The 16,614-nt window shown below is 62.8% G+C and carries 14 protein-coding genes; 6 read left to right on the top strand and 8 right to left on the bottom strand.

The window, feature by feature from the left end; translation table 11 throughout:
* Positions 1–180: 180 nt before the first annotated feature.
* Entirely contained in the window at positions 181–819 is a 639-nt protein-coding gene (locus tag PZN02_RS06600) for a LysE family translocator (protein WP_280660801.1), read from the top strand.
* A 10-nt stretch (positions 820–829) separates the two neighbouring features.
* Here the strand turns inward: PZN02_RS06600 and ispG are convergent, their stop codons facing one another.
* The 4 genes from ispG to PZN02_RS06580 all read right to left on the bottom strand — a co-directional run bounded on the left by ispG (position 830) and on the right by PZN02_RS06580 (position 4,780).
* Positions 830–2,083, bottom strand: coding sequence for a flavodoxin-dependent (E)-4-hydroxy-3-methylbut-2-enyl-diphosphate synthase (gene ispG / locus PZN02_RS06595; RefSeq protein ID WP_280660800.1), 1,254 nt, complete (start codon positions 2,081–2,083; stop codon positions 830–832).
* Between the two features lie 293 nt (positions 2,084–2,376).
* Complete coding sequence (locus PZN02_RS06590) at positions 2,377–3,582, bottom strand: MFS transporter (protein ID WP_280660799.1); 1,206 nt, start codon at positions 3,580–3,582, stop codon at positions 2,377–2,379.
* 32 nt (positions 3,583–3,614) lie between these two features.
* The gene (locus PZN02_RS06585; RefSeq protein WP_280660798.1) at positions 3,615–4,001 is read right to left on the bottom strand and encodes a VOC family protein; all 387 of its coding nucleotides are present in this window, start codon (positions 3,999–4,001) and stop codon (positions 3,615–3,617) included.
* On the bottom strand, positions 3,998–4,780 hold the full coding sequence (locus PZN02_RS06580; RefSeq protein ID WP_280660797.1) for a DeoR/GlpR family DNA-binding transcription regulator: 783 nt from the start codon (positions 4,778–4,780) through the stop codon (positions 3,998–4,000). Before PZN02_RS06580 ends, PZN02_RS06585 begins: the two co-directional genes overlap by 4 nt.
* A 290-nt stretch (positions 4,781–5,070) precedes the next feature.
* Here PZN02_RS06580 and PZN02_RS06575 point away from each other — a divergent pair, with 290 nt between their 5' ends.
* The 3 genes from PZN02_RS06575 (at position 5,071) to PZN02_RS06565 (ending at position 7,392) form a co-directional block, all read left to right on the top strand.
* Positions 5,071–5,844 carry an amino acid ABC transporter substrate-binding protein gene (locus PZN02_RS06575; protein WP_280661405.1) on the top strand — a complete coding sequence of 258 codons (774 nt, stop codon included), beginning with the start codon at positions 5,071–5,073 and terminating at the stop codon, positions 5,842–5,844.
* A gap of 109 nt (positions 5,845–5,953) precedes the next feature.
* The gene (locus PZN02_RS06570; RefSeq protein ID WP_280660796.1) at positions 5,954–6,634 is read left to right on the top strand and encodes an amino acid ABC transporter permease; all 681 of its coding nucleotides are present in this window, start codon (positions 5,954–5,956) and stop codon (positions 6,632–6,634) included.
* Complete coding sequence (locus tag PZN02_RS06565) at positions 6,631–7,392, top strand: amino acid ABC transporter ATP-binding protein (RefSeq protein ID WP_280660795.1); 762 nt, start codon at positions 6,631–6,633, stop codon at positions 7,390–7,392. The genes PZN02_RS06570 and PZN02_RS06565 overlap by 4 nt, the downstream gene beginning before the upstream one ends.
* A 255-nt stretch (positions 7,393–7,647) precedes the next feature.
* Here PZN02_RS06565 and PZN02_RS06560 read toward each other — a convergent pair whose 3' ends face one another.
* The 3 genes from PZN02_RS06560 to PZN02_RS06550 form a co-directional block, all read right to left on the bottom strand.
* A complete protein-coding gene (locus tag PZN02_RS06560) occupies positions 7,648–8,118 on the bottom strand; it encodes a GFA family protein (protein WP_280660794.1) in 471 nt (156 codons plus the stop codon).
* 77 nt (positions 8,119–8,195) lie between these two features.
* Positions 8,196–11,654: a pyruvate carboxylase gene (pyc, locus tag PZN02_RS06555; RefSeq protein ID WP_280660793.1), complete on the bottom strand. Its 3,459-nt coding sequence runs from the start codon at positions 11,652–11,654 to the stop codon at positions 8,196–8,198.
* 198 nt (positions 11,655–11,852) lie between these two features.
* Positions 11,853–12,593, bottom strand: coding sequence for a helix-turn-helix transcriptional regulator (locus PZN02_RS06550; RefSeq protein WP_280660792.1), 741 nt, complete (start codon positions 12,591–12,593; stop codon positions 11,853–11,855).
* Positions 12,594–12,984: 391 nt separating this feature from the next.
* Here PZN02_RS06550 and PZN02_RS06545 point away from each other — a divergent pair, with 391 nt between their 5' ends.
* A complete protein-coding gene (locus tag PZN02_RS06545) occupies positions 12,985–14,742 on the top strand; it encodes a glucan ABC transporter ATP-binding protein/ permease (RefSeq protein ID WP_280660791.1) in 1,758 nt (585 codons plus the stop codon).
* Between the two features lie 183 nt (positions 14,743–14,925).
* Positions 14,926–15,228: a hypothetical protein gene (locus PZN02_RS06540; protein WP_280660790.1), complete on the top strand. Its 303-nt coding sequence runs from the start codon at positions 14,926–14,928 to the stop codon at positions 15,226–15,228.
* Positions 15,229–15,369: 141 nt separating this feature from the next.
* Here PZN02_RS06540 and PZN02_RS06535 read toward each other — a convergent pair whose 3' ends face one another.
* On the bottom strand, positions 15,370–16,575 hold the full coding sequence (locus tag PZN02_RS06535) for an OpgC family protein (RefSeq protein WP_280660789.1): 1,206 nt from the start codon (positions 16,573–16,575) through the stop codon (positions 15,370–15,372).
* Positions 16,576–16,614: the final 39 nt, after the last annotated feature.

The following is a 16,614-nucleotide window of genomic DNA, read 5'->3' as shown; positions in this document are numbered from 1 at the left end:
CGCTTGCGGGGAGAAGGTGGCCGGCAGGCCGGATGAGGGACCGATGGCACAGCGCCCCTTTTTCCCGCCCGCAGCCCGAGCGGTAGGGGCGAAGCGGTTTGAGACCCGCATGCCGCCTCCCATTGGCATCCACAGAGGCCTCGGCTACTGTTTGCACGAACCAAAGACGGACGCCGCACCATGCTTGACCTCACGCCCTATCTGCCGCAGCTTCTCGTCGCCTGGACCGCCTATATCATCGCGGTCGCGTCGCCGGGGCCGGCGGTTCTGGCGATCATTGCAACGTCTGTCAGCCAGGGGCGAAAGGCCGGTCTCGCGCTTGCGTTCGGCGTGCTGAGCGGCAGCTACACCTGGGCGATGCTGACGGCATCGGGTCTCTCGGCGCTGATCCAGACCTATGGACAGGCGATCATCGTCCTGAAGATCGCCGGCGCCTGTTATCTCTTCTGGCTTGCCTACAACGCGCTCAGGGCGGCGATGCGCGGTCAGTCACAGGCATCGCTTCGCGTTCCGCTGGAGATGTCGTTGAAGAAGCTCTACCTCAAGGGACTCGGCATCCACTTGACCAATCCCAAGGCGATCTTTGCCTGGATCATGCTGGTCTCGCTCGGCATGCCGGAAGGGGCGCCGGTCGGCGTTACCGCCGCTTTCATCGGCGGCTGCATGCTGATCGGGCTCATGACCTTCTGCGGCTTCGCGATCGTCTTCTCGCTGTCGCCGGTCCACCGCGCCTATCTCAAATCGCGGCGCGTGATCGAAAGCCTGATGGCAGGCTTCTTTGCATTCGCCGGTCTGAAACTGCTGACGGCGAGACTCTGACTGTTCCGAGCTATTCCGCGGCCGCCTGGCCGCGACCGTAACGCTTCTCGATATAGTCGGCGACGAGAAGCTGGAACTCCTCGGCGATCTTCGGTCCGCGCAACGTCATCGCCTTCTGGCCATCGATGAAGACGGGTGCTGCCGGCGTCTCGCCGGTTCCGGGAAGCGAAATGCCGATATCGGCATGCTTGCTTTCGCCCGGGCCATTGACGATGCAACCCATGACGGCAACCTTCAGCGCCTCGACGCCCGGATATTTCTCGCGCCAAACCGGCATGCTGGCGCGGATATCCTCCTGGATCTTCTGGGCGAGTTCCTGGAAGACCGTCGATGTCGTGCGGCCGCAGCCGGGACAGGCGGCAACCACAGGAATGAACTGGCGGAACCCCATGACCTGCAGCAATTCCTGCGCCACCTGCACCTCGCGGGTGCGGTCGCCGCCCGGTTCAGGCGTCAGCGAAATGCGGATCGTGTCGCCGATGCCCTGCTGCATCAGGATGCCGAGCGAGGCGGAGGACGCGACGATGCCCTTCGTTCCCATGCCGGCTTCGGTAAGCCCGAGATGCAACGCATGATCGGAACGGGCGGCGAGCATCGCATAGACGGCGATCAGGTCCTGCACGCCCGAAACCTTGGCGGAAAGGATGATGCGGTTGCGCGGCAGGCCGAGCTCTTCGGCCAGCTCCGCCGAGAGCAGTGCCGACTGCACGATCGTCTCGCGCGTCACCTGCTGCGCCGTCAGCGGCGAGCCCTTGGCCTGATTCTCGTCCATCAGCCGGGTCAGCAGTTCCTGATCGAGCGAACCCCAGTTGACGCCGATGCGCACCGGCTTGTCGTAGCGCATCGCCATCTCGATGATCTCGGCGAACTGCTTGTCCTTCTTGTCCTTGAAGCCGACGTTGCCCGGGTTGATGCGATATTTCGCCAGCGCTTCGGCGCAAGCCGGGTGATCGGCCAAGAGCTTGTGGCCGATATAGTGGAAGTCGCCGACAAGCGGAACGTCGATGCCGATGCGCAAAAGCCGCTCGCGAATCTTCGGTACCGCCGCGGCACTTTGGTCGCGATCGACCGTGATCCGCACCAGTTCGGACCCCGCCTTGTGAAGTGCCGCCACCTGGGCGACGGTCGCGTCGACATCGGCCGTATCCGTATTCGTCATCGACTGGACGACGACGGGAGCGCCGCCGCCGACGATCACGCCGCCGACATCGACGGCGACCGAGGCGCGGCGTGGCTGTGGCTCGAAATCGAAGGCAGAAGACATGAAGGCCTCTTCTTGGGTCCCGTTTCGCCCGAGCGGCATGCCGGCCGCACCGAGCTTTCGCCTTTCAGGTGGCGGAGGAAAGCTTGCTTGTCAACGGCAACATCACGCGCTGACGGCGAATTGATGGCAGGCGACCGTCTGGGCAGGCGATTGGCCCCTCAACCCGTCTGCCGGCGCCCGGCGACACGCCCCTTCTCCCTGCTTGCGGGGGAAGGTTGCGGCAGCGGGATGAAGGGCCTTTCTCGCACTGTTGAGCGGGCAAGAAAACGTGCGTGTCCGCACCCCGCGCAATCCTAATGTCCTTTCCCGTGATCCGCATGGACGGCGTGATGCGAGAGCAGGAGCACGACGATGAAGAGCGCGGGAACGGACATGAAGATGATCGCAAAGCCCGAATGCTCGGCCACGAAGCCGATCAGTGACGGCGCGAAGAGCATGCCGGAATAGCCCATGAACGTCGCGACCGAGAGCCCGATGCCGGGCTGCAGCCCCGGCATGTTGCCAGCGGCTGAAAAGGCGATCGGCACCATATTGGAGATACCGATCCCGGCGATTGCGAAGCCGAGAATTGCCACCAACGCATTTGGCGCGAGGCCCGCAAGCACAATGCCGACGAGCGCCGTCACCGTGCAGATACGCAAGGTCCGCTTCGCCCCGAGCAGATCTCGGACATGGTCCCCGGCAAAACGCATCGCGGCCATCGTTGCCGAGAAGGCGGCGAAACCAAAGCCCGAGAGTTCGACGGAAGCGCCGAGCTCGTTGCGCAGATAGAGTGCGCCCCAATCGAGCACCGTGCCTTCCGGCACCATCGAGAACAGGGCCATGATGCCGATCAGCCAGGGAAGGGGCGTGAGCGGCAGGCGCAGCTTCTCCCTCGTCGCTGACGGATGAGGCTGGTCGGCGAGGATCATCGGCCAGGCGACGGCGAGAAATGCCAGAGAAAGGACCGTGACGACTAGCACGTGCGGCAGCACGCCGAAGCGCGCCATCAGGAAGCCGCCGATGCCGGCGCCGATCAACCCGCCGAGGCTCCAATAGGCGTGGCAGGAGGACATGATCGCGCGGCGCATCGACCTTTCGACCTCGACCGCATTGGCGTTCATCGCCACATCCATGGCGCCGACGAAGCCGCCAAGCAGGAACATGCCGATCGCCGCCGTCCAGACATTCGGGGCCAGTGTCAGGAGCAGCAGCAGCGGCGACAGAATGATCGCCGTCACCTTCACCACCTTCTGCGAGCCGACGCGGGCAATGAAGCCGCCGGCGATCGGCATCAGCACCAGCGAGCCGATGCCGAAGACCAGGATCAGGAGGCCGAGCACGCTCTCGCCGATGCCGAGCCGGTCCTTGAACTCCGGAATCTTCGGCGCCCAACTGCCGGTGACGAAGCCGTTCATCAGGAACAGGAGCGATACGGCAAGCCGGTTCTTCGACATGTAACGGTGCCGGACATGGCCCTGAGAGGCGGTTTGCTTGCGCTGATCCGTTCGCTGATCCATGAGTAACCTTCCCGCGGCCGGAACCGTCCGGCTCAAATGGTGATTTCGATGCGATTGCCGTCGGGATCTCGGATCACGGCCTCGTAGAAGCCGTCACCCGTCCAACGGGCTTTCGAAACGAGAATGCCCTTTCTCTCAGCCCGGTCCGCCATGTCGTCCACCGCCTCGCCGCTGCCCAGCGAAAGGGCGAGATGCGCATAGCCGGCGCGTTCCACCGCCGCCGCGTCATGAGGAGCAAGCCACGGCCCCTCCATCACCTCGATCGATGGCCCGCCGCCAAGCGTCAGGAAACGCGAGCGGAAACCGGGACGGCGGCTGCTTTCATAGATCTCGCCGACTCTGGCGTCGAAGAGATCGGTCCAGAAGGCGGCGATCCGGTCGATATCCTTCGTCCAGAGAGCGATATGCGCGACATTCATCGGGCCGGCCCCTTCGCCAGGACGACATCGGCTCCGCGCGCGCGGAGGGCGGCGATCGCGGCTTCGGGCGCATCGGCCTCGAGAACCAACGTCGTCACTCCCTCGATGCCGATGACCGCATGTGGCGCGGCGGTCCCGAGCTTGTCGCTTGTAATGGCGGCGAGGACCGAGCGGCTTCGCGAGGCGATGAGACGTTTGAACGCCGCGTCCTCGAAATGGAAGGCTGTCAGTCCCGCTTCCGGGTCGGCGCCGCAGGCACCGAGAACACAAAGGTCGGGGCGGAGAAGCTCGGCATCGCGTTGCGCCCGCGCGCCGACGGCTGCGCCGACCGCGCGGTCGAGCGGCCCGCCGACAAGGATGAGTTCCACGCCCGCCTTGTCCATCAGGGCAGCCGCAATGAGCGGCGTGTTGGTGACGATCGTCACCGAAAGGTCCGGCTCGATCGCCTCGGCAATCGCCAGATTGGCCGAACCGGCGTCGAGGAAAACCGTCATGCCTTCACGGATGAAGCCGACCGCGGCCCGCGCAAGCGCCGCCTTGCGCTCCGGGGCGAGCGAGGCGCGCTGGCTGAGCGAACCGGCCATCGGCGCGAGCGGCAAGGCTCCGCCATAAACGCGCTCACACAGGCCCGCGGCAGCCATCTCGCGCAGGTCGCGACGAATCGTGTCTTCCGAGACGCCTAATTCACGCGCTAGATCGGCGGCCAGCACACGGCCGTCGGTTTTCAGCCGTTCCTGGATCAGGAATTTTCTCTCGCGCAGCAGCAGGTCCGTGGCCATATTTCAAATCGTGCATAAACGTGCATGAATCGGTTGAAACGTGAATACCAGTCTTTCGTGGAGAATTCAATTGCTACCGCGCGAGGAACTTCACCCGCTCCTGGAACTTCGATTGAACCAGCACATTCACCAACGGAGTGTTTTCGATGAGATTTCGGTCTGTTTGGGAAAAAATCTTCATCGAAAGCCGGATGAATTGGTGTTTTATGCGCTCAGATGCGCCCGGTTTTATGCGAATCTCGCCGCAATCCGGACGACGGGCCGGAGAACAAAAGATGGAAAACAAGACAATGAAATTCCTTCCGACGCTTTTCGCCGCCGCCCTGCTGCAAATCGCCGCCTTCGCTCCCGCCCATGCGGAATCGAACCTCGATCAGATCAAGTCTGCCGGCGTTCTGAAAATCGGCACCGAGGGCACCTATGCCCCCTTCACCTATCACGATGCCAGCGGCGCGCTGGTGGGCTTTGATGTCGAAATCGGCCAGGAAGTTGCCAAGCGCCTCGGCGTCAAGGCCGAATTCCTTGAAGGCAAGTGGGACGGACTGATCGCCGGCCTCGACGCCAACCGCTACGACACGGTCATCAACCAGGTCGGCATCACCGAAGAGCGCAAGAAGAAGTACGATTTCTCGGAACCCTATATCGCCTCCAAGGCCGTGCTGATCGTCAAGGGCGACAACGAGGAGATCAAGGGCTTCGCCGATCTCAAGGGCAAGAAATCCGCCCAGTCGCTGACCAGCAATTTCGGCAAGCTCGCTCAAGCCTCGGGCGCCGAGCTCGTCGGCACCGACGGTTTCGACCAGTCGATCCAGCTCGTGCTGACGGGCCGCGCCGACGCGACGATCAACGACAGCCTGTCCTTCCTCGACTTCAAGAAGCAGAAGCCGGACGCGAACGTGAAGATCGCCGCCGAACAGGCCGACGCGGATTATTCCGGCATCATCATCCGCAAGAACGAGCCAGAGCTGCTGGCCGCGATCAACAAGGCGCTTGCCGAGATCAAGGCTGACGGCACCTACGACAAGATCTCGCAGAAATATTTCGGCGCCGACGTCTCCAAGTAAGTTCGCCCAAAAGGCAGGCCGATCGGTTTTTCTATCGGCCTTTCTCGGCTATGAATCGCGATCCGTTCCGCCCCCCCGGAGCGGATCGCGCTTTTTGAAAGGCTTCCCCTTGCCCAACTGGCTTCACCTGATGGCGGAATCGCTGCCGACCCTGCTTTGGGCCGGGCTGATCTTCACGGTCCCGCTGACGCTGCTTTCCTTCGCCCTCGGGATTTTGCTGGGACTTGTCACCGCACTCGTCCGTCTCTTCGCACCGGCTCCCTTCGTCGCCGTGGCGCGGTTCTATGTCTGGGTGATCCGCGGAACGCCGCTCCTCGTCCAGCTCTTCGTCATTTTCTATGGCCTGCCGAGCATGAACATATTGCTCGATGCATTTCCCGCTGCGTTGATCGGCTTCACGCTCAACATCGGTGCCTATACATCTGAAATCATCCGCGCCACGATCTCCTCCGTGCCGCGCGGCCAGTGGGAAGCGGCCTATTCGATCGGCATGAGCTGGAGCCAGGTCATGCGACGGACTATCCTGCCGCAGGCGACCCGGGTCGCAATCCCGCCGCTCTCGAACACGTTCATTTCGCTGGTGAAGGACACTTCGCTCGCCGCAGCCATCACCGTGCCCGAGCTCTTTCAGACGGCGCAGCGCATCGTCGCAACCACTTATGAACCACTGATCCTTTATATCGAGGCGGCGCTGATCTACCTTGCCATGAGCTCCGTACTATCGGCCCTCCAGGTGAAGCTGGAGCGCCGCTTCGCCCGCTATGGCGGTTTCCTGGAGGCGCGCGCATGATCGAACTCACCGACATCGAAAAGCGCTTCGGCACCAATTTGGTGCTCAAGGGAATCAGTGTGACGATGGCCGAAGGCACGGTAACGGCGCTGGTCGGCCCATCCGGCGGCGGCAAGAGCACGCTGCTCAGATGCGTGAACCTGCTGGAGATCCCGACACACGGGGCGATCCGGCTTGGCGACGAGCGACTGGAGTTCGCCCCTCACCGCACGGTCGGCTGGAGGGCGATACAAAAGCTGCGCCGGCAAACCGGCATGGTGTTCCAGAATTTTCAGCTCTTTCCCCATCAGACCGCGCTCGGCAACGTGATGGAGGGTCTTGTCACGGTTCTCAAATGGCCGGCCGACCGCGCCCGCGCCCGTGCACTCGAACTCCTGGAAAAGGTCGGCATGGCGCACAAGGCGGATGCCTGGCCGTCGACACTTTCCGGCGGCCAGCAGCAGCGCGTGGCGATCGCCCGGGCGCTCGCGCCGTCCCCGCGCGTCCTTCTCTGCGACGAGCCGACTTCCGCGCTCGACCCGGAGCTCGCCGAGGAAGTGGTCGAAGTCCTAAGCCGGCTTGCCCGCGAGGGCACGACGATGATCATGGCGACCCACGACCTTCGCCTCGCCTCGCGCGTCGCCGATCACGTGATTTTCCTCGACGGCGGCGTCATCGTCGAAAGCGGCCCGCCGCGCAAGATCTTTTCGACGCCCGAGCGCGAGCGCACGAAGAAGTTCATTGCGTCACTGAGTGCACCGATGAGCTATGATATTTGAGCGAGGCTCGAATAAGCGGACTGCCAGTTGCGCTGCTACGCACGCCACGCCCCCTCTCCACCGTCATCCTCGGGCTTCCCGAGGATCCAGACGCAAGGATGCCGCTCCCGCGGCGTTGTTATTTGCGGAGGGGCGCGCCTGTCCTCCCAGGGGTCAAGCCCGAGGATGACGACGCGAGCGGGAAGAGACTGACAGGAGCAAACGTCGTCAGACAGGTGCAGAGTAACGGCCGGTGCGCTCCCGCCCTTGCTTCCCTCAAGCTGGCTTAGCGGCTTCCCGGCGCTCGTCCCAACGATCAAACAGCAGTCCAAAGTGCTCCGGATTGCCCGGATATTGAAGGCACTCGCTGTTTATTCCGCTCCAAGGCTGCGCGCTGTCTAGCCAGATATGGGCCACGGGAGCCAGGGACGAGGTGTCGTCGAGCGTTCCGGGCTTGATGCTGATCATATCGGGCCGGTTCTCCTGGCGGTGGAAGAGGCGAGTGCCGCATTCAGGGCAGAACTCACACATCATGTGCCGGCCGCTCGGGGTCTCGCGTGTCCATGAAGCGAGCTTGCCGGACAGAAGTGTGATTTCAGAGTGTTGAATCCATAGCGCCATGCCAAAGGCGCTGCCCGACTGCCTCTGGCATTCGCGGCAATGGCAGGCAAACAGCGATAACGATTTTCCCGCGATGCGGTAACGGCAATGCCCACATTGGCAGCCGCCCTCGAATACCTCACTCATGCGGTACCTCGGCTCAGGTTAGGCGGATCGGCCCCTTTTGTGAGGAGCCGGTCGGCGTTGCTATGCCTGTAACTGAGTCAACCACCAAACACGATCAGCAAATCCTTCGCATCGATCTGGTCGCCGGCGCGGACCAGGACTTCGGCGATCACCCCGTCCTTCTCGGCATGCAGCGCCGTTTCCATCTTCATCGCCTCGATCGACAAGAGCACGTCGCCGGCTTTGACCGGCTGGCCGGTTACGACCGCGACTGTCGAGATGACACCCGGCATGGGCGCGCCGAGATGGGCGGCATTGCCGGCTTCCGCCTTGCGCCGGATGGCCGCGGAGGCGCCGCGGTTGCGGTCCGGCACCTTGATCGAGCGCGGCTGGCCGTTCAGTTCGAAGAACATCTTGACCATGCCCTTCTCGTCGATCTCGCCCTGCGCCTGGTTGAGGATGACCAGCGTCTTGCCCTTCTCGATGTCGGCGAAGAGCTCCTCGCCCGGCGTCATGCCGTAGAAATAGGCGGGCGTCGGCAGCACGCTAACCGGGCCGTAGGTCTCGGCGGCGAGCGCGTAGTCGGTGAAGACCTTGGGATACATGAGGTAAGAGGCGAATTCGAAGTCGGTGACCTCGCGGCCGAGCTTCTCTTCGATGCTCTTGCGCTCCGCGTCGAGATCGGCTGGCGGCAGCAACGAGCCCGGCACGGCCGTATAGGGCGCTTCGCCCTTCAGCGCCTTCTTCTGTAGGGCTTCCGGCCAGCCGCCCGGCGGCTGGCCGAGGTCGCCCTTGAGCATCGAAACGACCGATTCCGGGAAGGCGATGTCCTTCGCCGGGTTCTCGACGTCGGCCACCGTCAGGTCCTGGGAAACCATCATCAGCGCCATGTCGCCGACCACCTTGGAGGACGGCGTCACCTTGACGATGTCGCCGAACATCTGGTTGGCGTCCGCATAGGCCTGCGCCACCTCGTGCCAGCGGGTCTCGAGCCCGAGCGAGCGGGCCTGCTCTTTCAAGTTGGTGAACTGGCCGCCCGGCATTTCATGCAGGTAGACTTCCGAGGCCGGCCCCTTGAGGTCGCTTTCGAACGCCGCATATTGATGACGCACCGCCTCCCAATAGAAGGAGATGCGCCGGATCCATTCCGGATTGAGGCCCGGATCACGCTCGGTGCCGGATAGCGCCTCGACGATCGAGCCGAGGCAGGGCTGCGAGGTGTTGCCGGAAAGCGCATCCATCGCCGCGTCGACGATATCGACGCCGGATTCGACCGCAGCAAGAACGGTCGCGGCGGCGATGCCCGACGTGTCGTGCGTGTGGAAGTGGATCGGCAGGTCGGTCGCTTCCTTCAGCGCCTTGAACAGCACGCGGGCCGCTGCCGGCTTCAAAAGGCCTGCCATGTCCTTGACGGCGATGATATGGGCGCCGGCCCTCTCCAGTTCGGCGGCAAGCGCCGTGTAGTACTTCAGATCGTACTTCGGCCGGGCAGAATTCAGGATGTCGCCGGTATAGCAGATCGCCGCCTCGCAGATCTTGTTCTCTGCGGCGACCGCGTCCATTGCGACGCGCATGTTCTCCACCCAGTTCAGGCAGTCGAAGACGCGGAAGACGTCGATGCCACCCTTGGCCGCTTGGGCGACGAAGTATTTTACGACATTGTCGGGATAGTTCTTGTAGCCGACGCCGTTGGCGCCGCGCAGAAGCATCTGCAGGAGCAGGTTCGGCGCACCCTCGCGTACCATTGCCAGCCGCTCCCACGGATCCTCGGTGAGGAAGCGCATCGACACGTCGAAGGTCGCGCCGCCCCAGCATTCGAGCGAGAAGAGGTTCGGCAGCGCCCGGGCATAGGTGCCGGCGATGCGGGCGATATCATAGGTGCGCATGCGGGTGGCGAGCAGCGACTGATGGCCGTCGCGCATCGTCGTGTCGGTCAGCAGCACCTGCGGCTGCGCCTTGACCCATTCGGCGAATTTCTTCGGTCCGAGCTCATCGAGGAGCTGCTTGGTGCCTGGCTTCGCCTCGCCATTGATGAACGGCACCACGGGAGCGGCGATGTCGTCGCTGGGCTTCGGCCGGCCCTTGGCCTCCGGATGGCCGTTGACCGTGACGTCGGCAAGATAGGTCAAGAGCTTGGTGGCGCGGTCCTGGCGCTTGACCTGCTGGAACAGTTCCGGCGTCGTGTCGATGAAGCGGGTGGTGTAGCAGTTGTCCTGAAAGGACGGGTGGCTGATGATCGCTTCCAGGAAGGTGAGGTTGGTCGCGACGCCGCGGATGCGGAACTCTCTCAGCGCACGGATCATGCGCTTTATCGCCTCGTCCGGGTTCGGCGCCCAGGCCGTTACCTTTTCGAGCAGCGGATCGTAGTAGCGGGTGATCACCGCGCCGGAATAGGCCGTGCCGCCATCAAGCCGGATACCGAAACCGGTTGCGCCGCGATAGGCGGTGATGCGGCCGTAGTCGGGGATGAAGTTCTGCTCCGGATCTTCGGTGGTGATGCGGCACTGCAGCGCATGGCCGTTGAGGCGAATGTCCTCCTGTTTCGGAACGCCCGATTCCGGCGTGCCGATGGCAAAGCCGTCGAGGATGTGGATCTGCGCCTTGACGATGTCGATGCCGGTGACGACTTCCGTCACCGTGTGCTCGACCTGGATGCGCGGATTGACCTCGATGAAGTAGAAGTTGCCGGTGTCGGCATCCATCAGATACTCGACGGTGCCGGCGCCGATATAGTTTGTCGCCTCGGCGATCCGCTTCGAGTAGGCGGCAAGCTCCTGGCGTTGCGCGGCGGTAAGATAAGGCGCCGGCGCACGCTCGACTACCTTCTGGTTGCGCCGCTGGATCGAGCAGTCGCGCTCGAAGAGGTGAACGACGTTGCCGTGGGTGTCGCCGAGAATCTGACTTTCGACGTGGCGGGCGCGCTCGACCAGCTTTTCGAGATAGACCTCGTCCTTGCCGAAGGCGGCCTTCGCCTCGCGCTTCGCCTCGGTCACCTCGCGGATCAGGTCCTTCGGATCGCGGATCGCCCGCATTCCACGGCCGCCGCCGCCCCAGGAGGCCTTCAGCATCACCGGATAGCCGATTTCCTCGGCGAGCCGCTTGATCTCGGCCGGGTCGTCCGGCAGCGGATCGGTCGCCGGCACGACCGGCACGCCGATCGAGATCGCCAGGTTGCGCGCCGCCACCTTGTTGCCGAGCTGGCGCATCGTCTCCGGCTTCGGGCCGATGAAGGTGATGCCGTTGGCCGCGCAGGCTTCCGCAAATTCCGGGCTTTCGGACAACAGGCCGTAGCCCGGATGAATGGCGTCGGCGCCGGATAGCTTGGCGACGCGGATCACCTCGTCGATCGACAGATAGCTTTCGATCGGGCCGAGATCGCGGGCCAGATGCGGGCCGCGCCCGACCTGGTAGCTCTCGTCCGCCTTGAAGCGGTGCAGCGCCAGTTTGTCCTCCTCAGCCCATATCGCGACCGTTTTAAGTCCCAGTTCGTTGGCAGCGCGGAACACGCGGATGGCAATTTCGGAACGGTTGGCAACAAGGATCTTAGAGATGGGCAAGTCGGACTCCTCAAGACTTGAAAACGCGGGAATGCTGCACCCGCGAAATGAAGTTTTAGCGAGTCAATGAATGAAGTGCAATTTCAGATGCGACACTACAGCGCCGCGCGTCCAATCAGACGCGCAAAGAAAAGTGTAAGCGGCTTTCCGCGCGCGCACCGCTCTTACCTTTAAGAATTGATCGGGAACGGATTCCGTTCAGGAAATAAGGCCAAGACGGAAGGCGATGGCGACGACGTGATGGCGGTTCTTCGCCTTCAGCTTTTCCTGAATGCCGTTCATGTACCAGTCGACCGTGTGGCTCGATATGTCGAGGACCTTGCCGATGTCGTTCGATGTCATGCCGTCGGCAAGGTAGTTCAGCGCCTCCATTTCACGCCGCGTCATCTGCACTTCGACGCGCGAGATGAGCTCGGCCATGATCTCCGGATCGGTGAGCTCCAGCAGCTTCCAGAAGAGCCTCTTGGCGATCGCGTCGAAGAGGCTCAATTCGACCGGGCTGAGGTCCACCACGCGGCCACCGACAGTGAGGTTGCCCATCAGCCCGCGCCGGCCGTGCACCGGGAAAATATAACCGTCGAAGAGGCCGTGATTGCGCGCCTCGACCATCATGCTTTCCATGCGCTTGCGATGTGGATCCGAGCGGAAGGCCGCAAGCGTGTCGCGCCAGCGGAATCCGCGCTGGGCATGGCCGAGATAGCGGATCGTCGGATCGATGACGACATATTTTTTGCGGATGTAGATTTGCGGCCAGCCGTCCGGCCAGCGGCCGGCAAGGAGCAGCCTCAGAGGGTTCTCATTGGGCTTCGGCTGGCGCACGACACCGTAGAAGTCGAAACCGCAACGATCGAGCAGCCGTTCAAACTCGGGCAGTATCTCCTCGCGCGTCTTCATCTCCTCCAGGAGCGCCAGAAACTGTACGAGCAACGTGATATTCATGGAACACCTTCAGGTCGAGAATGCGACGGGCGCAGCGCTTGAGATCCTCACATGAACGCTCCGTTCAGAAGCCATTCATGTTGCAACCGCGATAATTCTTCTTATCACGCCCGGTCTTGCACGAAACCTGCAAAATATCGGAGTGGAGGCATAAAGATAGCGGACTATGGATTATCCCCGCCAATCCTCCCTTGGCACCGGATCTTCCCGCAGTCGGCAGGGTTTAGCCTCCACGTTTTCGGCAGCGATTTCACAAGGCCGCCCAGTGGGGCTTTGACGGCCCGGCACGGTGGCAAGAATTCCGCCACCCCGGATCGCCAGAGGCGCAAATGCACTGCCGCATCGAAGCATTGCTGCGGCGCAACATCCGATGCCCAGAAGGGGTGAGACAGTGTCTTTGTTCCAAGTGTATACAAGAGCCCTTCAGTATCTTACCGTTCACAAATTCCGCGTCGGGGCGATCGTCATCGCCAACATCGTGCTCGCCATCATCACGATTGCCGAGCCGATTCTCTTTGGCCGCATCATCGACGCGATCTCGTCGCAGAAGGACGTCGCGCCGATGCTCTTCCTGTGGGCGGCCTTCGGCGTCTTCAACACGATCGCCTTCGTGCTGGTCTCCCGCGAGGCCGACCGGCTTGCGCATGGCCGCCGGGCGACGCTCCTGACCGAAGCCTTCGGACGGATCGTCTCCATGCCGCTTTCCTGGCATAGCCAGCGCGGCACCTCCAACGCGTTGCACACCCTGCTGCGCGCCTGCGAGACGCTCTTCGGCCTCTGGCTCGAATTCATGCGGCAGCACCTGTCGACGGCCGTGGCGCTCGTCCTGCTTGTGCCGACCGCCTTCGTGATGGACCTCCGCCTGTCGCTCGTCCTCGTCGTTCTCGGCGCAGCCTATGTGGCGATCAGCAAGGTCGTGATGAACCGGACGAAGGATGGTCAGGCTACGGTCGAGAACCATTACCATACGGTCTTCTCCCACGTCTCCGACGCGATCAGCAACGTTTCGGTGGTGCACAGCTACAACCGCATCGAAGCCGAAACGCGCGAGCTGAAGAAGTTCACCGATCGTCTCCTGTCGGCCCAGTACCCGGTGCTCGACTGGTGGGCACTGGCAAGCGCGCTCAACCGCATGGCCTCGACCATCTCGATGATGGCAGTCCTCGTCATCGGCACCATCCTCGTACAGCGCGGCGAACTCGGCGTCGGTGAGGTGGTCGCATTCATCGGCTTCGCCAACCTGCTGATCGGCCGTCTCGACCAGATGAAGGCCTTCGCCACGCAGATCTTCGAGGCGCGCGCCAAGCTCGAGGACTTCTACCAGCTCGAGGATTCGGTGCGCGAACGCGAGGAGCCGGCCGGCGCCAAGGAACTGACGGGCGTTGTCGGCGAGGTGGAATTCCGCGACATCTCCTTCGACTTCGCGAACTCCGCCCAGGGCGTGCGCAATGTCTCCTTTACGGCGAAGGCCGGCCAGACGGTCGCCATCGTCGGACCGACCGGCGCCGGCAAGACGACGCTCGTCAATCTGCTGCAGCGGGTCCATGAACCGAAGCACGGCCAGATCCTGATCGATGGGGTCGATATCTCGACGGTCACCCGCAAGTCGCTGCGCCGGTCGATCGCCACGGTCTTCCAGGATGCGGGCCTCATGAACCGCTCGATCGGCGACAACATTCGCCTCGGCCGCGAGGATGCCTCGATCGAGGAAATCATGGCCGCCGCGGAAGCGGCCGCCGCGAGCGACTTCATCGAAGACCGCCTCAATGGCTACGACACGATGGTCGGCGAACGCGGCAACCGGCTCTCGGGTGGAGAACGCCAGCGCGTCGCAATCGCCCGCGCGATCCTCAAGAACGCGCCGATCCTGGTGCTCGACGAGGCGACGAGCGCGCTCGATGTCGAGACCGAGGCCCGCGTGAAGGACGCGATCGATTCGCTGCGCAAGGATCGCACCACGTTCATCATCGCCCACCGCCTTTCGACGGTGCGCGAGGCCGACCTAGTGATCTTCATGGATCAGGGCCGGGTCGTTGAAATGGGCGGCTTTAACGAGCTCAGCCACAGCAACGGCCGCTTCGCCGCATTGCTGCGCGCCAGCGGGATCCTCACGGACGAGGATGTCCGCAAGAGCCTTACCGCAGCGTGACACTTACCGTCTTCCGCGAACAGATGCCCCGGACCTTTCCGGGGCATTTTCATTTGATGATCTTCCGGGGCGTGGGCCAAACAATGGGCCAAACAATGGGAAGGGTCACAAAAGACAGGAGCTGCTTTGCTCTCGGAAGTGAGAACTATATCCGGCCGCCGAATCAAGCCAGCAGGAACAACAATGAAGACGCTTAAATTGATGCCCGACTATCATTGCTTTCCCCTCTGGGAGAACGCCGGTGAAGCCGTTGGGAATGTTGATCCGGCGCTGCTTCCGATCCCGGAAGATTTGGTTCTTCGTCTAAATTCGTGGGCCGCAAAATTCGACGAGACACTCGACCTTGATGATCCGACCAAGTCCGGCTTTGAATCTGAGCCCGTAGAACAAGCGTTCCTCGATGAGGGGCGACATTTGTGTGAAGCTCTCCAATCTCAGCTTGGAGGCGGGTATCTGGTCACCCATGAAGGTAACGAGGCCGATTAAACGCGCTTGCGCTTCAGCGCGAAAACCCGCCTGCGCGCGATCGCGGAAAATCCGCCCCGTCATCCCACCCAATCCCCTCATCCGCCTGCCGGCTCTCCCCGCGCGGGGAGAGGGTTAGTGTGAGGGGCGCCCGCAAACTTCTCACGCGGCCCTGAGCGGCTTCGCGACCGCCACCTCCTTCAACCACTCGAGGTAATAGGCATAGACGAAGTGGAGCCCGATGCCGGCGATGACGAAGAGCGAGCCCATGATCGGGTCGCGGCCGGTGACGAAGAGAAGCACCTGGCACGCCATCGCAAGGATCGTTCCGAAGATGAAGACGGCCAGCGAATGCCGGCCGATCATCACCAGGGGATGGCTGTTCTCAAGCCGGGTCAACCGGTTGACGGCAGGGGTGATCGCCAGGAGATAGGCGAGTGCCAGCACATGCAGGAGCCGCGTCAGCGAAAGGAACGTCTTGTCGAAGCCGGTGAGCACCGCCGGCAGCCCGAAGGAGAAGTCGATGTTCCACCAGGAGAACAGGACCCAGAAGGCCGAGACGGTGAGATAGGCGGCGGAAACCCCGATCAGCAACCAGTGTCGTGGCAGGCGCCCGCCGGCGCGCACGTGGCTCATGGCGAGAATGCCGATGACGAAAAGGAACTGCCAGGACCAGGGGTTGAGGAACCAGTAGCCTTCGTCGAGGAAGTTGGACGGCACCAGCTTGAACCAGCCGGCGGCGAGCCACAGCGCGGCCGATAGCGCAAGCAGCAGCCATCGCCCCACCGCATTCAGCCACAGGATACCCGGCAGCATCAGGAACAGCGCCGCATAGAGGGACAGGATATTGTTGTAGCCGAGCTGATGGCCAAGCAGCACCATCGCGACGATGCCCTGCTCCGCCTGCTCGACGATCGGCCGGATGTTGATTTCGCCGATCAGGTCCTGGCGGCCGAAATAGAGCGCGCCGCCCGCGAAAATCGCCAGCGTCACGACGCTCGTCATGATATGCGCGACATAGAGCGTCAGCGCACGCCGCCACATCTTCAAGGTCAGGGCGAGCCTTGCGCCGGCGACGAATTTTCCGCCATAGGCGGCACCCACCGCCAGGCCCGAGATCAGTACGAAGGCCTCGGCAGAGTCCGAGAAGCCGATGTTCTTGTGCGTCAGATATTCGAGATATTGGCCTGGGACGTGGTTGATGAAGATCGTCAGCAGGCAGAGCGCGCGAAAGACGTCGAGGCGTGTATCGCGTTCGGTAACCGGCACAGGACGACGAACGCTGATCTTGGACTGGTTGGAGCCGGGATCGTCGTGATCCGAGCCGGCAGCCTTGATCGAGTCCTTGCCAAATGTCGTTTGCAGCATGCGGTCTGGTATCCGGGATTTGGCGCCCCGCCCCACCCC

This window comes from Sinorhizobium garamanticum (assembly GCF_029892065.1).
Classification (GTDB): Bacteria; Pseudomonadota; Alphaproteobacteria; order Rhizobiales; family Rhizobiaceae; genus Sinorhizobium; species Sinorhizobium garamanticum.
The sequence above is the reverse complement of the archived record's forward strand: the minus strand, read 5'-3'. Positions and strand labels throughout refer to the sequence as shown.